Here is a 17,650-nt window from a genome sequence, read left to right as displayed (position 1 = left end):
CCCGCAGGCGGGGGATGGATTACAGGAACATGCTGTAGAGATAGCGCGAAAGCGCATCACGCGAGCTGAAGCCGTGTGGAATGCCATAACGCGCACTCGGGGCATCGCTGCTTAAATCCAGGGGAAACTCAAGGTACTGCTCGCTGGCGCGTACCGGCGAGGTCGGCGTGGCGAAATGCACGCTTTTCTCTTTCAGCGCAGGGTGGATCACCAGCGCAGTTCTGCCCATGCGCGCTTCGCGATTCACATACACGTAGTGCTCACCCTTGCGGTAACCATAGGCTTGATCGGTGATATAATCACGTTCAAAGCCGGTATTCTCCAACACTCTAGCCACTTCATCCGGCCGTAAATACATCGATTTCTCCTCTCGTTCTGGACCGCTGAGCGACCTTACCGTAATCATGAGATGAAACAATAAATTTCTCGGTATGGATGTGGGTTTAGGAATAATCCTTAACTAGGTATTTGCCCGGTTCTGCAACAGCAACCGCAACGTCAGCAATGCCCCCAGAAATACCATCAAGGCTGCCGCCAGGTAGATCGATGGCACGCCCATCCGGCTCATCAGCAAACCGGCCAACGGCCCGGTGATCCCCAGCGCCAGATCGAGAAACGCCGAGTAGGTGCCAAGCGCGGTACCCTGATTCTGCTGCGGCACCTGCTTCACCGCCTCCACGCCCAGCGCCGGAAACACCAGCGAAAAACCGGCACCGGCCAGCAACGCCCCGGCCTGCACCATCAACGGATCATTGGCCAGCCAAATCAGCAACAGCCCCGCAATCTCAATCAGAAATGACACCAGCGTGACCTTCAAACCGCCATGACGGTTAATGGTGTGGCTGAAGATCAGGCGGATACCGACAAAGGCGCAGCTGAACAGCGTCAGCGAGAACGCAGCCCCGCTCCAACCCTTATCAGCATAGTAGAGGGTAATAAAAGTGGCGATCACGCCAAACCCCACGGTACCCAGCGCCAACCCCAGGCCATAGGCCCAGATGCGGCCAAACACCGCGCTGAAGGCAATACGCTGGCCGGCGGAGATAGACACGTTAGGTTTCCCGCCCGCCAGCCACAACGAAACCGCCACCGCCAACACGATCAGCGCCGCCACCCCGGCCAGCCCCCAAAGCTGATTGAGATAAACGCCGAGCGGTGCGCCGGCCGCCATCGCGCCGTAGGTCGCCACACCATTCCACGAAATCACCCGAGCGGTGTGCATCGGCCCCACCCGACCAATGCCCCACAGCGTGGAACCGGTGCTGGCGAAGCTTTCGCCGACGCCGAGAAACACCCGGCCGACACACAGCAGGATCAGGCTCAGTAGCGGCAGGCCGTCGCACCAAAAAGCGACGGCATAAAACACCCCGCTCACGCCGCAACAGGCCAGCCCGAACAACACCACTTTTTTCGGCCCGAGTTGATCGGCATAGCGCCCGGCATGCGGCCGGCTGAACAGCGTTGCGAAGTACTGCGCGCTGATGATTAACCCGGCCAGCACCGAGTTATACCCGAGATGGTTATGCACAAACCCCGGCAGCACCGCCAGCGGTAAGCCGATGGTCAGATAGCAGACGAAAGTGAACATCACCACGGACAAGATACGTCGGTTAAGCTGGAGGGTATTTTCTTTGGCACTGACTGCGGTCATCGAAGGCGGCTCGCATCAAACGGGGTAAGCAACAGCGTTCAGCATACCCCGGCGCGATCCGATCATAAATATGAGAGTTATAACGAATTATTATTTAACTAACCTTTCGCTGCCTGCGCCATTCGCTCGGGCTGATACCCTGAATACGCAGGAACTCACGGTTAAAATTCGATTTGGTGGTAAACCCGGCCCTTTGCATGATATCCGTCACCGGATCGTCACCGGCCAGCAACCACTGCGCGGCCTGGTTAATACGCAGTTGGTTCACATACTGCGACACATTCATCCCCGTATGCCGGTTAATGGCCTGTGAAACGCGCCGCGCCGGTAAGCCTGCCTTGCGCGCCAGCCGGGCCAGGTTCAGCTCAGGCTCCAGATAAAGATCATCCTGCAGCAACCGCCGTTGCACCAGACCGAACCACTCCGCCAATCGCTCTTCGTCTTCCGCGACGCTGTCAGGTAGCTCCGGCAATCTCTCTGCCGGGGTTTCCGAAGGCCGACTGCGGGACAGCACCAGACAAATGCTCAACGCCACCAGCAGGTTGTCGAAGGTCGCCAGCATGGCGGCGTGTCGCCCTTCGAAATAGGCAAAATCGAGCACAATCACCCCTTCGGCAATGGCTATCGCCACCAGCAACATCCCCAACCCACGCCACAGGCGGTAGCTGAGCCAGCTTTCCGCCAGCGGCACCTGCTGCAAAACATTTTCGCCGCGTCGCAGCGCGTACAACAGGGCAGCGCCGTAGCCGAGATCGGTGACGACGATCAGTATATCCAGCCAGAACGGAGCCAAGAGGCTTGCCAGTAACGTCAGGCACAATGGCGTCAGGTGCCATAGCTCACGCCACCTCAACCTTCCCTGAGTGCTGGCAAGAAACGCCAGATAGGTCAGCGGCGGTATCGCCACCGCACCGAAGGGTTGCAACCCGTTGAACTGCGTCAGTCCATAGCCGTAACGCAGGCCCACCAGCAGGCTCTGCCAGGCGCATAACAGCAACAACAGCTGAAACACCCAGCGCCGCGCCTGCGGCCGGCCGAGACGGTACAGAAGCCCCAAACACAGCAGGCCAAACAGAAAAGTGACGGGAATAAGCGGCATCGGCGACATCTTGTTGTCTTCATTCGGGATCCGAAGTGTAGGACCTTAAACCTGTCAAAACAATTATTTAACGACCCGGATCGCGATCGAGGTCGCCGGATTAAGCGGCCAATGCCAGCCTTCTGCGTATTGACATACATTGAGGAGTAAAAATGAAAAGAGCGATGTTTCTGTGGTTGCTGCTGTGTGGAACGGCTAATGCCGCCACTTACCGGGTCGCCACACACGATGAGGTATTTCAGGCCGGTACACGCCAGTTGGCGAGCCGTATTTATTACCCGACCTCAGCCCCCGGCGCACCACAGTGGGTCGGGGAAAACCCGGTGTTTACGGGCATCGAAAGCCAGCCGGATGCACCGGTGGCAAAAGGCCGTTTCCCGCTGATCGTGCTCAGCCACGGCAGCGGCGGCAATAATGCGAGCCAGGCGTGGCTGGCGGCAGCGCTGGTTCAGCAAGGTGCCGTGGTGGTAGCGGCCAATCATCCGGGCAGCACCACCGGCAACTCAATTCCTGCGCTTTCCGCCCAACTGTGGCTACAGACCGGCGATATTTCCGCATTGATTGACGCCATGACCGACGATCCCCGCTGGCGCCAGGCAATCAATCGTCAGGCTATTGGCGTTATCGGCCACTCCAAGGGGGGCTACAGCGCCATTGCCACCCTCGGCGGCAGGATCAGGCTGAGCGATTTTATCGCCGGTTGTCGGCAACGCCCTCAGTCACCTGACTGCCAGTTTTATACACAGGCAAAGGTTGAACTGGCCCAACTCCCTGCCCGGCAGTTTGACGCCGACTACAGGGACCCGCGCATCCGCTTTGCCGTCGCCCTCGATCCCGGTATGGCGCCCTACCTGCTGCCAACCAGCCTGCATCGGCTCGGCGCGCCGCTGCTGATCGTCGAACCGCAACGCTATTTGCCAGGCAACCGGCAACAAAGCCTTGGCGGCGCGGCGCTGGCCACGTACGCCGGGCGGCAACCGATCCGCGCGCTCAAGCTGACCGGCGGCAATCATTTTGATTTTCTGCCGCTTTGCCGGCTCAACGGGCGACAAATACTGGAGGAAGAAGGCGACGGTGAAATGCTGTGCGCCGCTTCCGGTGAACAGCGAGAAGCGGTACACCGCCAAACATTGGCGGCTATCCTGGCATTTATCCGCCCGTGGCTACCCGCTCACGCAGGAAATCAATAAACGCCCGCACCTTTTCCGGCACGTGGCGAGTATTTGGGTACAACGCATAGATGCTCTGCGCGGGAAACTGATGGTCGGCCAGCAGTGCGCACAGTTTGCCTTCGGCGATGGCCGGTCGTACCAGCCATTCGGGCAACAGCGCCACCCCAGCGCCATGCAGGGCAAACGCCAGCAGCGCGGCGGCGCTGTCGCCCATCAGTGTGGCGGCGTCTTCAACCTTGAACAGCACCGCCTGCCGCTGCGGGGTGATCACCTGCCAGCTCAGCGGCGAACTGAGGCGGCTGTGGGCGATCCACTGCGCCTGCGCCAGTTGCGTCAACGAACCGACCGGATGGCGGGCCAGATAGTCCGGCGCCGCGACCGGCAAAATGGCAAAGCTGTCGATTAGCGCGGCACGGTGGCTGGAGTCCGCCAGTTGCCCCAGCCGAATAGCCACATCGAACCGTTCCGAAATCAAATCGGCATGGTAAGAGGAAGAAACGTGCTGAATGCGCAAACGCGGATGCAACCGTGAAAATGCCGCCAGCGCCGGCACCACCACCTGAGCGCCGTATTCCGGCGTGGTGGTGATGCGCAATACGCCGCTCAATCCGTGGTGATCGCGGCGTACGTCGTCCAGCACGTTTTCAGCATCCTGCAACAGCCGCAAACAGCGCTGATAAAATCGCTCGCCGGCATCGGTCAGCGCCAGCCGCCGGGTGCTACGCACCAGCAGCGACACGCCCAGTTCACTCTCCAACTGTTTGACATTGAAACTCACCACCGCCTTGGTTTGCCCGAGCGTCACCGCCGCAGCGGTGAAACTCCCGGCGTCCACCACCGCCACAAAAATGACCAACCGTTGCAGGTTAAGCATGCTGCCACCCTTTACTGTCAAAATATTTTTGACAGTGTAATCGTCCGTGGCCGATTTATCCGCACTTTCGTCACCGCTACACTGCCTGCCTTCAACCGGAGGCACCATGCCCTATCGCATCAAAGTCGCAATCGTCTATCTGCTCGGATTTTTCGTCGATCTGATCAACATGTTTATCGCCAATGTCGCCTATCCGTCCATCGGCCATGCTCTGCATGCCTCGGTCAGCGAACTGGCCTGGGTCAGCAACGGCTATATCCTCGGCCTGACGCTGGTGATCCCGCTCAGCGCCTGGCTGGCACAGCGCATTGGCGGGCGGCGGGTATTTTTACTGTCGCTGACGCTGTTTATGCTGGCAACCGCGGCGGCGGGCTATGCCGGCTCAATCGGCGAGCTGATTGGCTGGCGAGTAGTACAAGGCATGGGCGGCGGGCTGCTGATCCCTATCGGTCAGACGCTGACCTATCAGCTCTATCGCAGTCATGAACGCGCCGGGCTATCCGCCGCCATTATGCTGGTCGGGCTGCTGGCTCCCGCACTGTCGCCGGCGCTGGGCGGGCTGATTGTCGATCGGCTTGATTGGCGCTGGGTATTTTTCGCCAACCTGCCGTTGGCGGCCCTGGCGTTGCTGCTGGCCGCACTTTGGCTGCGCGCACAGGCCCCAGACCCACAGCGCAAACCGCTCGACGTTCAGGGGCTGCTCAGCGCCTGCGCCGCCCTGACGCTGATCCTGCTTGGCCTGACCCGGCTGGGTGAGGTCGATAACCTGCTTCAGGGCACGCTGTTGCTGGCCGGCGGCGCGCTGGTGCTGGCCCATTACCTGCGGCGCAGCCTGCGCGTCGCCCAGCCGCTGTTGAACCTGCGGCTGGTGCGGGATCCTCTGCTGCGCACCTCGATGATGATTTATCAGTGCATTCCCGGCCTGTTTATCGGCGTTAGCCTGGTCGCCATGCTGTATTTGCAAAATCAGCTGGGTATGCGCGCCGCGCAGGTTGGCAGCCTGATGCTGCCCTGGTCGCTGGCCTCGTTCCTGGCCATCACCCTGACCGGCAAGAAATTCAACCGCCTTGGGCCACGGCCGCTATTTATTGCCGGCTGCCTGTTGCAGGGGCTGGGTATTTTGGCGCTGTCGCAGATTGCTCACGCCGGAGATCATGGATTGCAAATTGGCGCCTTTGCCCTGATGGGCTTTGGCGGCAGTCTGTGCAGCAGTACCGCGCAGAGCAGCGCATTCCTGCACATCGCCGATGAGCAATTGGCGGACGCCAGCGCACTGTGGAATATCAACCGCCAGCTCAGTTTTTGCCTCGGCGTCGCGCTGCTCAGCCTGTTGCTCAATCTGTTGCTTGAGCATTTGCCGCCGATTGTCGCTTATCAAAGCTGTTTTTATCTTGCCGCCGCCAGCACACTGCTCCCACTGCTGTTGTGCCTGCGCATCGCTAATCGCGCCATCGTGCGCAGTCTCAACGCTCAACAGGAAACCCTATGAACCGATATTTTACCGAAGTGATCGACGCTCACGTCGCTATTGAAAACTGGCTGGAAAAAGGAGCGGGTGATGAGCAGGCGCTGCTGGCGCGCTTTGATCCAGCCTTCAGCATGATCGCACTGAACGGCGGCAGGTTGGATTTCGCCGCACTGTGCGCGTTTTTCCGCGCGCATCGCGCTGCCAAACCGGGCCTGGAAATCGCAATAGAAGAAATGACGTTAGTGGCCGAATGGCCGACGGGTGCTGTGGTTAGCTATCGCGAGAGGCAAACGCTGCCTGGGCAGGTGGCCACATTGCGTAACTCCACGGTGGTATTTGAACAGACCCAAACCGGCCTGGGCTGGCGGCATCTGCATGAGACCCCTCTGTTAAGCTAAAGAAAGCCGTCGGCCAGGAACAGTTCCCAGGCGACAATCAGCCCGCACAGGGTGACGGCGCTGAAAATCACTTCGAACAGATAGCGATTGAACATCATCAGATAGCCCTCAAAGAAAACACCCGGCAAACCGGGTGTCTGAATACTTGCTGGATCATGCTGCGCCTTCAGGCACCGCATTTTTTACTCAATTAAGCGGCTGGAGTAGCGGCTTTTTTGGCTGCTTTGTGGTGCTTTTTAGCGGCCTGAGCTTTCTGCACTGGCGCTTTGTGGTGTTTTTTAGCAGCCTGGGCTTTCTGTACTGGTGCTTTGTGGTGTTTTTTAGCAGCCTGGGCTTTCTGAGCTGGCGCTTGTTTGGTGGCTTTGTGGTGCTTTTTAGCAGCCTGGGCTTTCTGAACAGCGGCTTTTTTGTGGTGTTTTTTAGCGGCCTGAGCTTTCTGAGCCGGGGCTTTTTTGTGGTGTTTCGCTTTCTTGTGATGCGTTGCTTTAGCTGGCGCTTTCTCAGCAGCAGCGGCCGGCGCAGCGGTAGTAGTGGTGGTGGTTGCTGCCGGAGTGGTAGTTGCTGGAGCAGCAGCTGCAGTATCAGCAGCGAAAGCAACAGAAGACAGACCCATGGTAGCAGCAACGATCAGGGCTAATACTTTTTTCATCTTTAATTCCTCAGAGTGTTTTTTCGGTAAGCCCTGTTGGGCCGTTGAAGCAGATACTAGAGGAATCGATGGGCCGCTTCCGTGAGTGATTGGTTTCACCGCGTAACCAAATGTACAAGCGAAAAAAGAGGCAATGAGCGCCAACCCGCATGCGGTTTTTTTCCGTGATCGCCAACACAGTTTGAAAAAGGGTCTACACTTAATAGACATGTGTCGAAACGGAGAGTCGAATGTTTAGGAAATCAGAAAAAGTAGAACGCGACATCGATCAGGACGTCACCCTTCTGGCGGATACGTTGGATGAGGTGCTACGCGAATCCGGTGACAAGACCAAAGAGGAACTGAAAGAGCTGCACAGCAAGGCAAAAGGCGTATTACGCGATGCCCGCGCGCGCTTCAACGGTTCCAGCAGTCTGACACAACACGCACGCGACGCCGTCGATCAAGCCGACAGCTATGTACGCGACAAACCTTGGCAGGGCGTAGGGATCGGGGCCGCTGTTGGCATCGTTCTGGGCGTTCTGCTGGCCCGGCGTTAACACCCCTTGCAGTCATAAAGATAAAACAGATGTGCGTCTGGCCCGCGGGAAACCGCGGGCCGTTTAATTTCCGCCGTCGAATAACCTGGCCAGCCTGGCCACTGCCCGTTCCGCATCCGTCCGCTGAGTGAAGTTGGCAAAACCCATTAACAGCCCCTCTCCTGAAGGGTGAATTATCTGCCAATCCGACAACGCCTGCAGCGACAACCCTTCCTCCCAGCCACGCTGTGCCAGACGCTTATCCTGCCCCGACGACGCCGTCAGGCGAGCCAATAACTGAATGCCGCCCGCCTGCGACGCGACGGCAAGATGCTCGCTCAACTGTTGCTCGATCGCCTGCGCCAGCCATTCACGCCGTTGACGGTAGATCGGCCGCATTCGCTTCAAATGGCGGTAAAAATGCCCCTGATTGATAAAGTCCGCCACGCTGGCCTGCATCAACGGCGGGCAACCGCAGCCCCGCAGCCGGCTGCTGTGGCCAAAGGCCTCCACCAGCCCGACAGGCACCACCAAATAAGCCATCCGCAACGCCGGAAACAGGGTTTTGCTGAAGGTGCCGGCGTACAGCACACGTCCCTGACGATCGAGGCTCTTCAGCGGCGGCAGCGGCCGGCCTTGATAGCGGACCTCACTGTCATAGTCATCTTCAAGGATCCACGCCGCGCGCTGCTGCGCCCATTCCAACAACGCCATACGCCTTGCCAGGCTGAGCGACACGCCCAGCGGGCTTTGATGCGTCGGCGTCAACACCGCCATGCGTGCGCCCGGCGCGGCACGAATACCGGCGGCGATATCCATCCCCTGCTCGTCAACCGGCAACGCCACTGGCCGCATGCCGGCAGCGCGAAACAGTGGCAGCGTCACCGGATATCCCGGATCCTCCAGCCACACGTCATCACCCGGTGTTAACAAGGTGCCGATAACCCGCTCGAGCAACGCCTGATAACCGGCGCACACGAAGACCTGCTCCGGCCGGCAACTGATGCCCCGAGAAAGATGCAAATAGTTGACGATAGCCGCACGCAATTCCGGCAGGCCATTGATGGGCGGATGCGCCAGCGATGCCGTGGTACCGGTGCGCAACTGGCGGGCGACAATCCGCTGCCACAGTGCGCGCGGAAAGGCGTCCAGCGCCGGTAGCCCCAGTTGAAACGGCTGCATCGTCCCGTTCGGATGCAGCGAGTTCGGCGCCACGGCCGGCAAAGGCTCCGCCACCGGCACGGTGCGTACCGGCAGATTAGGTAACTGCGGTGAAACATAGGTGCCCGCCTGCCCCCGGCTCTGCAAAAAACCTTCGGCAATCAACTGAGCATAAGCGCTTTCCACCGTGGCACGCGCGACACCCAGATCGCTCGCCAGCCCCCGCACCGAAGGCAACCGGCTGCCCGCCAGCAACGCTCCCTGCGCAATGGCATCTTTAACCCGCTGATAAATCTGCCGGTAGAGCGGTTCGGCAAGCTGGTTATCCAGCCGCAGGGTGGAAAGAAATTGGTGCATTATGGCCCGGTTAAATAATCATTTTATGGCCCTATAGCATAGTCCATATCGCCGCTAAAGTAGCCCCCATGATTTGCTATCCGCTAACTGAGGTTGACCATGATTAAGCAACGATTGAAATACGCCGAACTCTCTGCCGCCCCCTATAAAGGCCTGGTAAACGCGCTGATGGCGCTGGAGAAAGGCGCACTGGACAAGGCGACCATTGAGCTGATGTTTATGCGCGTCTCCCAAATCAACGGCTGCGCCTTCTGTCTGGAGATGCACGGCAAGGCGCTGCGCGAAAGCGGCATCAGTAACGACAAACTGGATCAACTGGCGGGCTGGCGCGTCAGCAATGCATTCAGCGAGCGCGAACGCGCGGCGCTGGAGTGGGCGGAATCGGTGACCTTGATCGCCGCTACCGGCGCACCGGATAGCGTATTTGAGGCGTTGCAGGTGCATTTCAGCGACGCAGAAATTGCCGATCTGACCTTCGCCATCAGCATCATGAACGCCTTTAACCGCCTGGCCGTCAGCATGCGTCAGTAATCGGACTACACCTCCCCTCTCCTTGCGAGAGGGTTTCCGCCAACCGGCAGGCCACCGAAATAAATTTCCCGCCCCCAGATCCAGCCCCACTGCGGCCTTAGCGAAAAAACCATTAAAACACCATATATAGCGTGGTTGATAAATAAAATATCTACATATAGTATTTAGCTTATCCGGTGTCGGTATAATTTGTCGCTGGGTAACGCCGTCAGAAACGCCGTTCAATGCTCCGTTATCTGACCTGTCCGCCTTTCCTTCACCTCAAAAGGTAAATGCGAATCATGAGCATTATTATTTACAGTAAACCGGACTGTGTCCAGTGCAACGCCACCTATCGCGCCTTTGATCAACAAGGCATCGGCTATCAGGTGATCGACCTCTCTCAGGATCAACAGGCGCTAAATCATGTTAAATCTCTGGGATATCAGCAGGTTCCGGTGATTATCGCCGGCGACGATCACTGGTCGGGTTTCCGTCCCGATAAAATTGGCGCCCTGGTCCACGCCCTCGCGTCCTGAGGCCCGCCATGCACCCGTTGGTTTATTTTTCCAGCAGTTCGGAGAACACCCACAGGTTCGTTGAAAAACTGGGCTTGCCGGCGATGCGCATTCCGATCGCCGGGGCACGCAGCAAATTGCTGATGGAAGAACCCTATATCCTGATTGTGCCCAGCTATGGCGGCGGCAGCGCCGTGGGAGCCGTACCAATCCAGGTGATCCGCTTTCTCAACGATCCGCAGAATCGTTCATACCTGCGCGGCGTTATCGCCGCCGGGAATACCAACTTCGGCGCAGCGTACGGCATTGCCGGCGACATCATCGCCAAAAAATGTCAGGTGCCTTTTCTTTATCGCTTTGAGCTGCTCGGCACCACGCAAGACGTTGCAAACGTTCGACAGGGAGTAACCGCATTTTGGCAACGACAGAACTGACCAGGCCCGCCTCCGGCGCGCTGGATTACCATTCGCTCAACGCGATGCTCAATCTTTATGATGCTGAAGGCCGTATCCAGTTCGATAAGGATCGACTGGCGGCGCGTCACTATTTCCTGCAGCACGTGAATCAAAACACCGTGTTCTTTCACAACCTGGAAGAGAAGTTGCGCTACCTGGTGGAGGAAGGTTATTACGAACAGGCGGTAGTGGCGCAGTACGACTTCAGCTTTATCAAACAGCTGTTCCAGCAGGCCTACGCCAAAAAATTCCGCTTCGAGACCTTCCTGGGCGCCTTCAAATACTACACCAGCTATACGCTGAAAACCTTTGACGGCAAACGTTATCTGGAACGTTACGAAGACCGCGTATGCATGGTGGCGTTGACGTTGGCGGCGGGCGATACCCGGCTTGCGCAGGATCTGGTGGAAGAGATGATTTCCGGCCGTTTCCAGCCGGCGACGCCAACCTTCCTCAATTGCGGCAAACAGCAGCGTGGCGAACTGGTTTCCTGCTTCCTGTTGCGCATCGAAGATAATATGGAGTCGATCGGCCGGGCAGTGAATTCCGCGCTGCAATTGTCGAAACGCGGCGGCGGCGTGGCGTTTCTGCTGACCAACATTCGTGAAGTGGGCGCCCCCATCAAGCGCATTGAAAACCAGTCCTCGGGCGTCATCCCGATCATGAAAATGCTCGAGGACGCCTTTTCCTACGCCAATCAGTTGGGTGCGCGTCAGGGGGCCGGCGCGGTGTATCTCAATGCGCACCATCCGGACATCCTGCGTTTTCTCGATACCAAGCGCGAAAACGCCGACGAAAAAATCCGCATCAAGACGCTGTCGCTGGGGGTGGTGATCCCGGATATCACTTTCGAGCTGGCCAAAAACAACGAAGAAATGTACCTGTTCTCGCCTTACGACGTTGAGCAGGTGTACGGCGTGCCGTTTTCGGACATCAGCATCAGCGAGAAATATCGCGAGATGGTGGATGACAAGCGCATCCGCAAATCGCGCATCAATGCACGGGAGTTTTTCCAGGTGCTGGCGGAGATCCAGTTTGAATCCGGCTACCCGTACATGATGTTCGAAGATACGGTCAACCGTGAGAACCCGATCGCCGGGCGCATCAATATGAGCAACCTGTGTTCGGAGATTTTACAGGTCAACTGCGCCAGCACTTATCACGATGACCTAAGCTATGACCAGGTGGGCAAGGACATTTCCTGCAACCTCGGCTCGCTGAACATCGCCAAAACCATGGATGCGCCGGACTTCGGCAAAGCGGTCGACACCGCAATTCGCGCGCTGACCGCCGTGGCCGACATGAGCGATATTCGCTCGGTACCGTCGATCGCCGAAGGCAACCACAGTTCGCACGCCATTGGCCTGGGCCAGATGAACCTGCACGGCTATCTGGCGCGTGAACGCATCTTCTACGGCTCGGAAGAAGGTATCGACTTCACCAATATCTACTTTTATACCGTGGCTTATCACGCCATTCGCGCCTCCAACCGGCTGGCGATCGCGCGCGGCAGCGCGTTCGAAGGCTTTGAGCATTCCACCTACGCCTCCGGCGACTATTTCACTAAATATACCGAGCGGGAATGGCTGCCGCAGACCGAACGGGTGCGCGCGCTGTTCGCCGATGCCGACATCGCCATTCCAGGCCGTGAGGAGTGGCTGGCGCTGCGTCAGTCGGTGATGATGCACGGATTGTATAACCAAAATCTGCAGGCGGTGCCGCCAACCGGCTCCATTTCCTACATCAACAACTCGACCTCCAGCATTCATCCGATCGTGTCGCGCATCGAGATCCGCAAAGAGGGAAAAATTGGCCGCGTGTACTATCCGGCACCCTATATGACCAACGACAACCTGGAGTATTACCAGGATGCCTATGACATTGGCCCGGAAAAGATTATCGACACCTACGCCGCCGCCAGCCAGCACGTCGATCAGGGGCTGTCGTTGACGCTGTTCTTCCGCGATACCGCCACCACCCGCGATATCAATCGGGCGCAGATTTACGCCTGGCGTCAGGGCATCAAAACCATTTACTACATCCGCCTGCGCCAGATGGCGCTGGAAGGCACCGAGGTACAGGGCTGCGTGTCCTGCGCGCTGTGAGGCAACTTATGACTATCGTGAAACCGGCGCCGCTGGTGCGCGCCATCAACTGGAATAGCATCGAAGACGACAAGGATCTGGAGGTCTGGAACCGTCTGACCTCCAACTTCTGGTTGCCGGAGAAGGTGCCGCTGTCTAACGACATCCCTTCCTGGGCCACGCTGACGCCAAAAGAACAACAGCTGACCATCCGCGTGTTCACCGGGCTGACGCTGCTGGATACCATTCAGAACACCGTCGGCGCGCCGGCGCTGATCGCCGATGCAATGACGCCGCACGAAGAGGCGGTCTATTCGAACATCGGTTTTATGGAAGCGGTACACGCCCGCTCTTACAGCTCGATTTTCTCCACCCTGTGCCAGACGCCGGACGTGGACGATGCCTACCGCTGGAGCGAGGAGAACCGCTCCCTGCAAAAAAAAGCCAACATCATTCTGGCCCACTACCGCAGCGACGATCCGCTGCTGAAGAAGGTCGCCAGCGTGTTCCTGGAATCCTTCCTGTTCTATTCGGGCTTTTATCTGCCGATGTACTGGTCTAGCCGCGCCAAGTTGACCAACACCGCCGATTTGATCCGCCTGATCATTCGCGACGAAGCGGTGCACGGTTACTACATTGGCTATAAATTTCAGAAAGGGCTGGAGAAGGTTGACGCCACGCGTCGCCAACAGGTGAAAAATTTCGCCTTCGATTTGCTGCAGGATTTGTACGACAACGAGGTGCGTTATACTGAAGAGCTGTATGACGGCGTAGGCTGGACGGAAGACGTGAAAACCTTCCTGCACTACAACGCCAACAAGGCGCTGATGAACCTGGGTTATGAAGCGCTGTTTCCACCGGCGATGGCGGAGGTCAATCCGGCCATTCTGTCAGCGCTGTCGCCGAACGCCGATGAGAACCACGATTTCTTCTCCGGCTCCGGCTCGTCTTACGTGATTGGCAAAGCGGTCAATACCGAGGATGAAGACTGGGATTTCTGAGGGGGTTATCGCGATATCGGCCTGCGAGGGCCGGTATCTCGCTATTCATAGCCCAGTTCTTTCTGGCTACGGATCGCCAGAACAAATGCAGTATCAATATCAGGAATGTATTTGTAGAGGGCCAAATATCCTCTGCTTTGCTGACCTATGATCAACTCGCGCTTTCCTGCACTCAGCGGCCTGCCAATTAACGGATTATGTTCCAGTACCGCAATCGCCTGGATAATTTCCTGAATTCGCAGTCCGGCATCTGCAACCTCGTAATCGGCCAAATGGACGAGAATACGCTCAATATCATCCCTGATCTCTGGCGCCAGCTCGACTTTTGTCATCCGCGCCCCAACTTTTTAACCGAAGGTTTGATGGCCGCAATATCCCCCGCCACATAGTTTTCCAGATAACCACGCATCTCCTTCCAAGAGAGGGTCTCACCGGTAGCGATAATCCTGGCGTAACGTTTTTCCGCTTCATCTTCAAAATCGCTACGCAATTCTTCGCGCTGAGTTTTCTCTGCAATCGCCTGCAGAATAAAGTTATGCGAGGTCACACCGGCTTGCTCAGCCACGGCCGCGACTCGAGCTTTAAGTTCTTCAGGTAGACGAATGGTGGTGGTTGGCATAGTCATAAACCTCAGTGCTGACAGAGCGAATGTAGCTCAATTGTGCTACATCAATAGGGGGTACTCAATAGCCTTGTCTATTTATTCATCTCTGCACGCAGCCGGAGACGTTGCCAGATGGCGCGTTTCTCCTCGTCGTTGGCGGTTGGCCAGGCGGCGATTTCATCCAGCGTACGCCAACAGCCTCGACACCACTGCTTATCGGCATCGATCCGACAAAGGGCGACGCAGGGCGACCGAACGCCGTCATCCCCTGAGTTATTGTTACCCGCCATAAAACGCTCCCGCCCAAATTTTCCCGCCACAGGATACCCGATCCGGCAACGGGAAACCGCGAACTTTGCGCAGGATCAGATGATGCCGCCGTTGGCGCGCAGGGTTTGGCCGTTGACCCAGCTGCCGTCGGCACCGGCCAGGAAGGATACCGCTGCGGCGATATCCTGCGGTTGGCCCAGGCGTTCCAGCGGCGCCATCTTCGCCAGTCGCTCGATCAGATCCGGGGTTTTGCCATCCAGGAACAAGCGGGTGGCGGTCGGCCCAGGCGCAATCGCATTGACGGTAATGTTGCGGCCGCGCAGCTCTTTCGCCAATACGCTGGTCAGCGCTTCAACGGCGGCCTTGCTGGCGGCGTACATGCCGTAACCCGGCTGCAACAGCCCCACCACGCTGGATGAAAAGTTAATGATGCGGCCATTGTCGCGCAGGCGCTTTGCCGCTTCACGCAGCGTGTTGAAGGTGCCTTTCAGATTAATGTCGATCAGACGATCGGCATCGGCGTCGCTCATTTCCGCTACCGGTGCCAGGGCGATGACCCCGGCGTTATTCACCAGGATATCGACGCCGCCGAAGGCTTGTTCGGCGCGGTCAAACAGTTGGGCGACGGCAGACGCATCGCTGACGTCCGCTTTGGCGCTCAAAGCTCGACCGCCGTTTTGTTCGATTTTACGCACCAGCGCATCGGCCAATGCCTGGTTGCCTGAATAGTTGACGATCACGGTAAAACCGTCCGCTGCCAGCCGCTCGGCAATGGCGGCGCCAATGCCGCGAGAGGCTCCGGTCACAATGGCGATTTGCGGGTTGCTGTTGTTCATCTTCTCAGTCCTCGTTAGGTCAACGTCGGCAGGCTTGCCGATGTGAAGTGATCATGCACCTTTCGCATCGGCGAATAATCCCCTAAGATTCGTTATCACTATTCGAAAACAGCAAACAATAACGATGGACAGAATCGAGGCGATGCGCCTGTTCACCCGTGTGGTTGAACAACGCAGTTTTACCCGGGCCGCACAGGATATGAACCTGCCGCGTTCGACGGTGACCGATGCCATCAAACAGCTGGAGGCACGGTTACAAGTGCGGCTGCTGCAGCGCACCACGCGCCATGTCAGCCCGACGCTGGATGGCGAAGCCTACTATCAGCGTTGCCTGATCATTCTGGCCGATATCGAAGATGCCGAGATGGCGTTTGCCGGTGCCAAACCGCGCGGGCTGTTGCGCATCGACGTGCATGGCACACTGGCGCGACATTTTCTGCTGCCGGGCTTGCCCGACTTTTTAGCTCAGTATCCGGATATCGAATTTTACATGAGCGAAGGTGACAGGCTGGTGGATCCGGTACGGGAAGGCATCGACTGCGTAGTGCGCGTCGGCAAGCTGAAAGACAGCGATATGGCGGCGCGCCGCTTGGGGGAGCTGGAAGAAGTTACCTGTGCTGCGCCGGAATACCTGCGGCGCTTCGGTACACCGCTCAGTATTGATCAACTTCAGGGGCACCATATGGTCGGGTTCCGTTCCTCGGCCACCGGCGCGGTAATGCCGTTGGAGTTTAGCGTCAACGGCCGGCCACAGCAGGTAACATTGCCCAGTACGGTGTCGGTCAGCGCAGCGGAAAGCCTGGTTGCGGCGGCACGCATGGGGCTGGGGATTATCCAGGTACCGCGCTATCACCTGCTTGACGATTTGGCCAGCGGCGAACTGGTGCCGCTGCTGCCGCAATGCCCGTCCACACCGATGCCGGTGTCGTTGCTCTACCCGCGTAACCGCCAACTGTCGCCACGGGTGCGGGTCTTTATCGACTGGTTCAGCGAGGCTTTCGCTGCACGCAATCAATAACAAACCGCCTGTTCGGCGGCCTGCGGTCTATAAAGCGCCATAATCCAACGGCACCCAGTTATAACCTTCCCCCTGCTTGTTCAGGTAACCCAGCCCAGGGAACGACAGATGCGCGGCTCCGACCAGTTCACTCTGTCGGGCGCTGTCGCCAAACACCCGCAACCGTTGCACTACCGCCGCTTTGGGGTCACTGTCGAAACTGATCGCCACCTGCGGATGGGCAAACTGTACTGCGGCCACGTGGATCAAATCTCCCATCAACAACAGCTTTTTACCCTGGCTGCTCACCTGATAAATGCTATGACCCGGCGTATGACCATGGGCAGCAAATGCGGCAATACCCGGCGACAACTCGCCGTCGTTGCTGAAGGGTTTGAAATGCCCGGCTGCCTGATAGGGTTTGATCGCCGCTATCGCGTTTTCAAAACTGGCCTTATCTTCCGCCTTCGCTTGTTGCAGACGTTTTTCACTCAGCCAAAAATCGGCATCCTGCTGCGAAGCGCGCACCAGGGCATTCGGGAAGCGCGCCTGACCGTTCTCCGTCAGCCCGCCCAAATGATCCGGGTGCATATGGGTCAGATAAATTTCATCCACCTGTTCCGGCTGATAGCCGGCCGCCCGAAGATGAGTCACCAGTTGATCCAAACCTTCACCCAGCAGCTTGCCGGCACCGGCGTCAATCATGACAAGCTTGCTGCCGGTATTGATCAAATAGGCGTTGACCGAGGTGACCACCGGCAGGCTTTGATGATGTTCAGCCAGGCCCTCGGCAATTTGTTGCGGCGTACTGTTGAGCAGCAGTTTATCCACCGGCAGACGGATCACGCCGTCGGACAAGACCGTGACTTCATAACTGCCCAGCATGATGCGATAAAAACCCGGTGAAGGCGTTTTTACCTGCGGTGCAGCGGCCGTAGCCTGCAACGCCATAACCGCCAATGCCGCACCTAACAGGTAACGTTTCCAGAACATGGTGACTCCTTGTTGTGATTAGACAGCGGTAAGTA

At 57.9% G+C, this 17,650-nt stretch carries 21 protein-coding genes; 10 read left to right on the top strand and 11 right to left on the bottom strand.

Annotation, left to right across the window (positions count from 1 at the left end):
* Positions 1-19 precede the first annotated feature (19 nt).
* The 3 genes from QZQ97_RS16365 to QZQ97_RS16355 all read right to left on the bottom strand — a co-directional run bounded on the left by QZQ97_RS16365 (position 20) and on the right by QZQ97_RS16355 (position 2,759).
* Positions 20-358, bottom strand: a complete 339-nt coding sequence (locus QZQ97_RS16365; RefSeq protein WP_311994315.1) for a DUF2002 family protein — start codon at positions 356-358, stop codon at positions 20-22.
* A 102-nt stretch (positions 359-460) separates the two neighbouring features.
* Positions 461-1,651, bottom strand: a complete 1,191-nt coding sequence (locus tag QZQ97_RS16360; protein WP_311994314.1) for an MFS transporter — start codon at positions 1,649-1,651, stop codon at positions 461-463.
* A gap of 94 nt (positions 1,652-1,745) precedes the next feature.
* Positions 1,746-2,759 carry a helix-turn-helix domain-containing protein gene (locus tag QZQ97_RS16355; RefSeq protein WP_311994313.1) on the bottom strand — a complete coding sequence of 338 codons (1,014 nt, stop codon included), beginning with the start codon at positions 2,757-2,759 and terminating at the stop codon, positions 1,746-1,748.
* 143 nt (positions 2,760-2,902) lie between these two features.
* On the opposite strand from QZQ97_RS16355, the gene QZQ97_RS16350 reads away from it, so the two are divergent.
* Positions 2,903-3,940: an alpha/beta hydrolase family protein gene (locus tag QZQ97_RS16350; RefSeq protein ID WP_311994312.1), complete on the top strand. Its 1,038-nt coding sequence runs from the start codon at positions 2,903-2,905 to the stop codon at positions 3,938-3,940.
* Here QZQ97_RS16350 and QZQ97_RS16345 read toward each other — a convergent pair.
* On the bottom strand, positions 3,900-4,796 hold the full coding sequence (locus QZQ97_RS16345) for a LysR family transcriptional regulator (RefSeq protein ID WP_311994311.1): 897 nt from the start codon (positions 4,794-4,796) through the stop codon (positions 3,900-3,902). The genes QZQ97_RS16350 and QZQ97_RS16345 overlap by 41 nt on opposite strands.
* 106 nt (positions 4,797-4,902) lie before the next feature.
* Here QZQ97_RS16345 and QZQ97_RS16340 point away from each other — a divergent pair, with 106 nt between their 5' ends.
* The gene (locus tag QZQ97_RS16340) at positions 4,903-6,285 is read left to right on the top strand and encodes an MFS transporter (protein WP_311994310.1); all 1,383 of its coding nucleotides are present in this window, start codon (positions 4,903-4,905) and stop codon (positions 6,283-6,285) included.
* Positions 6,282-6,662 (top strand): DUF4440 domain-containing protein, encoded by a 381-nt coding sequence (locus tag QZQ97_RS16335; RefSeq protein WP_311994309.1) that lies wholly within the window; start codon positions 6,282-6,284, stop codon positions 6,660-6,662. The genes QZQ97_RS16340 and QZQ97_RS16335 overlap by 4 nt, the downstream gene beginning before the upstream one ends.
* Before the next feature lie 190 nt (positions 6,663-6,852).
* Here QZQ97_RS16335 and asr read toward each other — a convergent pair whose 3' ends face one another.
* Positions 6,853-7,311 (bottom strand): acid resistance repetitive basic protein Asr, encoded by a 459-nt coding sequence (gene asr, locus QZQ97_RS16330; protein WP_004953721.1) that lies wholly within the window; start codon positions 7,309-7,311, stop codon positions 6,853-6,855.
* 230 nt (positions 7,312-7,541) lie between these two features.
* Between asr and QZQ97_RS16325 the strand changes: the two genes are divergently transcribed.
* On the top strand, positions 7,542-7,850 hold the full coding sequence (locus tag QZQ97_RS16325) for a DUF883 family protein (protein WP_311994308.1): 309 nt from the start codon (positions 7,542-7,544) through the stop codon (positions 7,848-7,850).
* 63 nt (positions 7,851-7,913) lie between these two features.
* Here QZQ97_RS16325 and pdxR read toward each other — a convergent pair whose 3' ends face one another.
* Positions 7,914-9,350, bottom strand: coding sequence for a MocR-like pyridoxine biosynthesis transcription factor PdxR (gene pdxR, locus QZQ97_RS16320; protein WP_311994546.1), 1,437 nt, complete (start codon positions 9,348-9,350; stop codon positions 7,914-7,916).
* A gap of 96 nt (positions 9,351-9,446) precedes the next feature.
* Here pdxR and QZQ97_RS16315 point away from each other — a divergent pair, with 96 nt between their 5' ends.
* The 5 genes from QZQ97_RS16315 (at position 9,447) to nrdF (ending at position 13,915) form a co-directional block, all read left to right on the top strand.
* Positions 9,447-9,878: a carboxymuconolactone decarboxylase family protein gene (locus QZQ97_RS16315; RefSeq protein WP_311994307.1), complete on the top strand. Its 432-nt coding sequence runs from the start codon at positions 9,447-9,449 to the stop codon at positions 9,876-9,878.
* Positions 9,879-10,159: 281 nt separating this feature from the next.
* The gene (nrdH, locus tag QZQ97_RS16310) at positions 10,160-10,396 is read left to right on the top strand and encodes a glutaredoxin-like protein NrdH (protein ID WP_311994306.1); all 237 of its coding nucleotides are present in this window, start codon (positions 10,160-10,162) and stop codon (positions 10,394-10,396) included.
* Between the two features lie 8 nt (positions 10,397-10,404).
* Entirely contained in the window at positions 10,405-10,809 is a 405-nt protein-coding gene (nrdI, locus tag QZQ97_RS16305) for a class Ib ribonucleoside-diphosphate reductase assembly flavoprotein NrdI (RefSeq protein WP_004953744.1), read from the top strand.
* Positions 10,791-12,935 (top strand): class 1b ribonucleoside-diphosphate reductase subunit alpha, encoded by a 2,145-nt coding sequence (nrdE, locus tag QZQ97_RS16300; protein ID WP_311994305.1) that lies wholly within the window; start codon positions 10,791-10,793, stop codon positions 12,933-12,935. Before nrdI ends, nrdE begins: the two co-directional genes overlap by 19 nt.
* 8 nt (positions 12,936-12,943) lie before the next feature.
* Positions 12,944-13,915: a class 1b ribonucleoside-diphosphate reductase subunit beta gene (nrdF, locus tag QZQ97_RS16295; protein ID WP_311994304.1), complete on the top strand. Its 972-nt coding sequence runs from the start codon at positions 12,944-12,946 to the stop codon at positions 13,913-13,915.
* A 41-nt stretch (positions 13,916-13,956) separates the two neighbouring features.
* On the opposite strand, the gene QZQ97_RS16290 is transcribed toward nrdF, so the two are convergent.
* The 4 genes from QZQ97_RS16290 to QZQ97_RS16275 all read right to left on the bottom strand — a co-directional run bounded on the left by QZQ97_RS16290 (position 13,957) and on the right by QZQ97_RS16275 (position 15,625).
* A complete protein-coding gene (locus tag QZQ97_RS16290) occupies positions 13,957-14,247 on the bottom strand; it encodes a type II toxin-antitoxin system RelE/ParE family toxin (RefSeq protein ID WP_073438959.1) in 291 nt (96 codons plus the stop codon).
* Entirely contained in the window at positions 14,244-14,534 is a 291-nt protein-coding gene (locus QZQ97_RS16285) for a ribbon-helix-helix protein, CopG family (RefSeq protein ID WP_062791798.1), read from the bottom strand. Before QZQ97_RS16285 ends, QZQ97_RS16290 begins: the two co-directional genes overlap by 4 nt.
* A 77-nt stretch (positions 14,535-14,611) precedes the next feature.
* Positions 14,612-14,809: a DUF1289 domain-containing protein gene (locus QZQ97_RS16280; protein ID WP_119804999.1), complete on the bottom strand. Its 198-nt coding sequence runs from the start codon at positions 14,807-14,809 to the stop codon at positions 14,612-14,614.
* Positions 14,810-14,884: 75 nt separating this feature from the next.
* Complete coding sequence (locus QZQ97_RS16275) at positions 14,885-15,625, bottom strand: SDR family oxidoreductase (RefSeq protein WP_311994303.1); 741 nt, start codon at positions 15,623-15,625, stop codon at positions 14,885-14,887.
* Between the two features lie 124 nt (positions 15,626-15,749).
* On the opposite strand from QZQ97_RS16275, the gene QZQ97_RS16270 reads away from it, so the two are divergent.
* Complete coding sequence (locus QZQ97_RS16270) at positions 15,750-16,643, top strand: LysR family transcriptional regulator (RefSeq protein WP_311994302.1); 894 nt, start codon at positions 15,750-15,752, stop codon at positions 16,641-16,643.
* Between the two features lie 27 nt (positions 16,644-16,670).
* Here QZQ97_RS16270 and QZQ97_RS16265 read toward each other — a convergent pair whose 3' ends face one another.
* The gene (locus QZQ97_RS16265) at positions 16,671-17,615 is read right to left on the bottom strand and encodes an MBL fold metallo-hydrolase (protein ID WP_311994301.1); all 945 of its coding nucleotides are present in this window, start codon (positions 17,613-17,615) and stop codon (positions 16,671-16,673) included.
* Positions 17,616-17,650: the final 35 nt, after the last annotated feature.

Source organism: Serratia sp. root2 (assembly GCF_031931805.1).
Taxonomy (GTDB): Bacteria; Pseudomonadota; Gammaproteobacteria; order Enterobacterales; family Enterobacteriaceae; genus Serratia; species Serratia inhibens.
The sequence above is the reverse complement of the archived record's forward strand: the minus strand, read 5'-3'. Positions and strand labels throughout refer to the sequence as shown.

Coding starts and splice junctions, on each gene's coding strand:
- QZQ97_RS16365 (WP_311994315.1), bottom strand. CDS start 358: ATGTATTTACGGCCGGATGAAGTGGCTAGAGTGTTGGAGAATACCGGC.
- QZQ97_RS16360 (WP_311994314.1), bottom strand. CDS start 1,651: ATGACCGCAGTCAGTGCCAAAGAAAATACCCTCCAGCTTAACCGACGT.
- QZQ97_RS16355 (WP_311994313.1), bottom strand. CDS start 2,759: ATGTCGCCGATGCCGCTTATTCCCGTCACTTTTCTGTTTGGCCTGCTG.
- QZQ97_RS16350 (WP_311994312.1), top strand. CDS start 2,903: ATGAAAAGAGCGATGTTTCTGTGGTTGCTGCTGTGTGGAACGGCTAAT.
- QZQ97_RS16345 (WP_311994311.1), bottom strand. CDS start 4,796: ATGCTTAACCTGCAACGGTTGGTCATTTTTGTGGCGGTGGTGGACGCC.
- QZQ97_RS16340 (WP_311994310.1), top strand. CDS start 4,903: ATGCCCTATCGCATCAAAGTCGCAATCGTCTATCTGCTCGGATTTTTC.
- QZQ97_RS16335 (WP_311994309.1), top strand. CDS start 6,282: ATGAACCGATATTTTACCGAAGTGATCGACGCTCACGTCGCTATTGAA.
- asr (WP_004953721.1), bottom strand. CDS start 7,311: ATGAAAAAAGTATTAGCCCTGATCGTTGCTGCTACCATGGGTCTGTCT.
- QZQ97_RS16325 (WP_311994308.1), top strand. CDS start 7,542: ATGTTTAGGAAATCAGAAAAAGTAGAACGCGACATCGATCAGGACGTC.
- QZQ97_RS16315 (WP_311994307.1), top strand. CDS start 9,447: ATGATTAAGCAACGATTGAAATACGCCGAACTCTCTGCCGCCCCCTAT.
- nrdH (WP_311994306.1), top strand. CDS start 10,160: ATGAGCATTATTATTTACAGTAAACCGGACTGTGTCCAGTGCAACGCC.
- nrdI (WP_004953744.1), top strand. CDS start 10,405: ATGCACCCGTTGGTTTATTTTTCCAGCAGTTCGGAGAACACCCACAGG.
- nrdF (WP_311994304.1), top strand. CDS start 12,944: ATGACTATCGTGAAACCGGCGCCGCTGGTGCGCGCCATCAACTGGAAT.
- QZQ97_RS16290 (WP_073438959.1), bottom strand. CDS start 14,247: ATGACAAAAGTCGAGCTGGCGCCAGAGATCAGGGATGATATTGAGCGT.
- QZQ97_RS16285 (WP_062791798.1), bottom strand. CDS start 14,534: ATGCCAACCACCACCATTCGTCTACCTGAAGAACTTAAAGCTCGAGTC.
- QZQ97_RS16280 (WP_119804999.1), bottom strand. CDS start 14,809: ATGGCGGGTAACAATAACTCAGGGGATGACGGCGTTCGGTCGCCCTGC.
- QZQ97_RS16275 (WP_311994303.1), bottom strand. CDS start 15,625: ATGAACAACAGCAACCCGCAAATCGCCATTGTGACCGGAGCCTCTCGC.
- QZQ97_RS16270 (WP_311994302.1), top strand. CDS start 15,750: ATGGACAGAATCGAGGCGATGCGCCTGTTCACCCGTGTGGTTGAACAA.
- QZQ97_RS16265 (WP_311994301.1), bottom strand. CDS start 17,615: ATGTTCTGGAAACGTTACCTGTTAGGTGCGGCATTGGCGGTTATGGCG.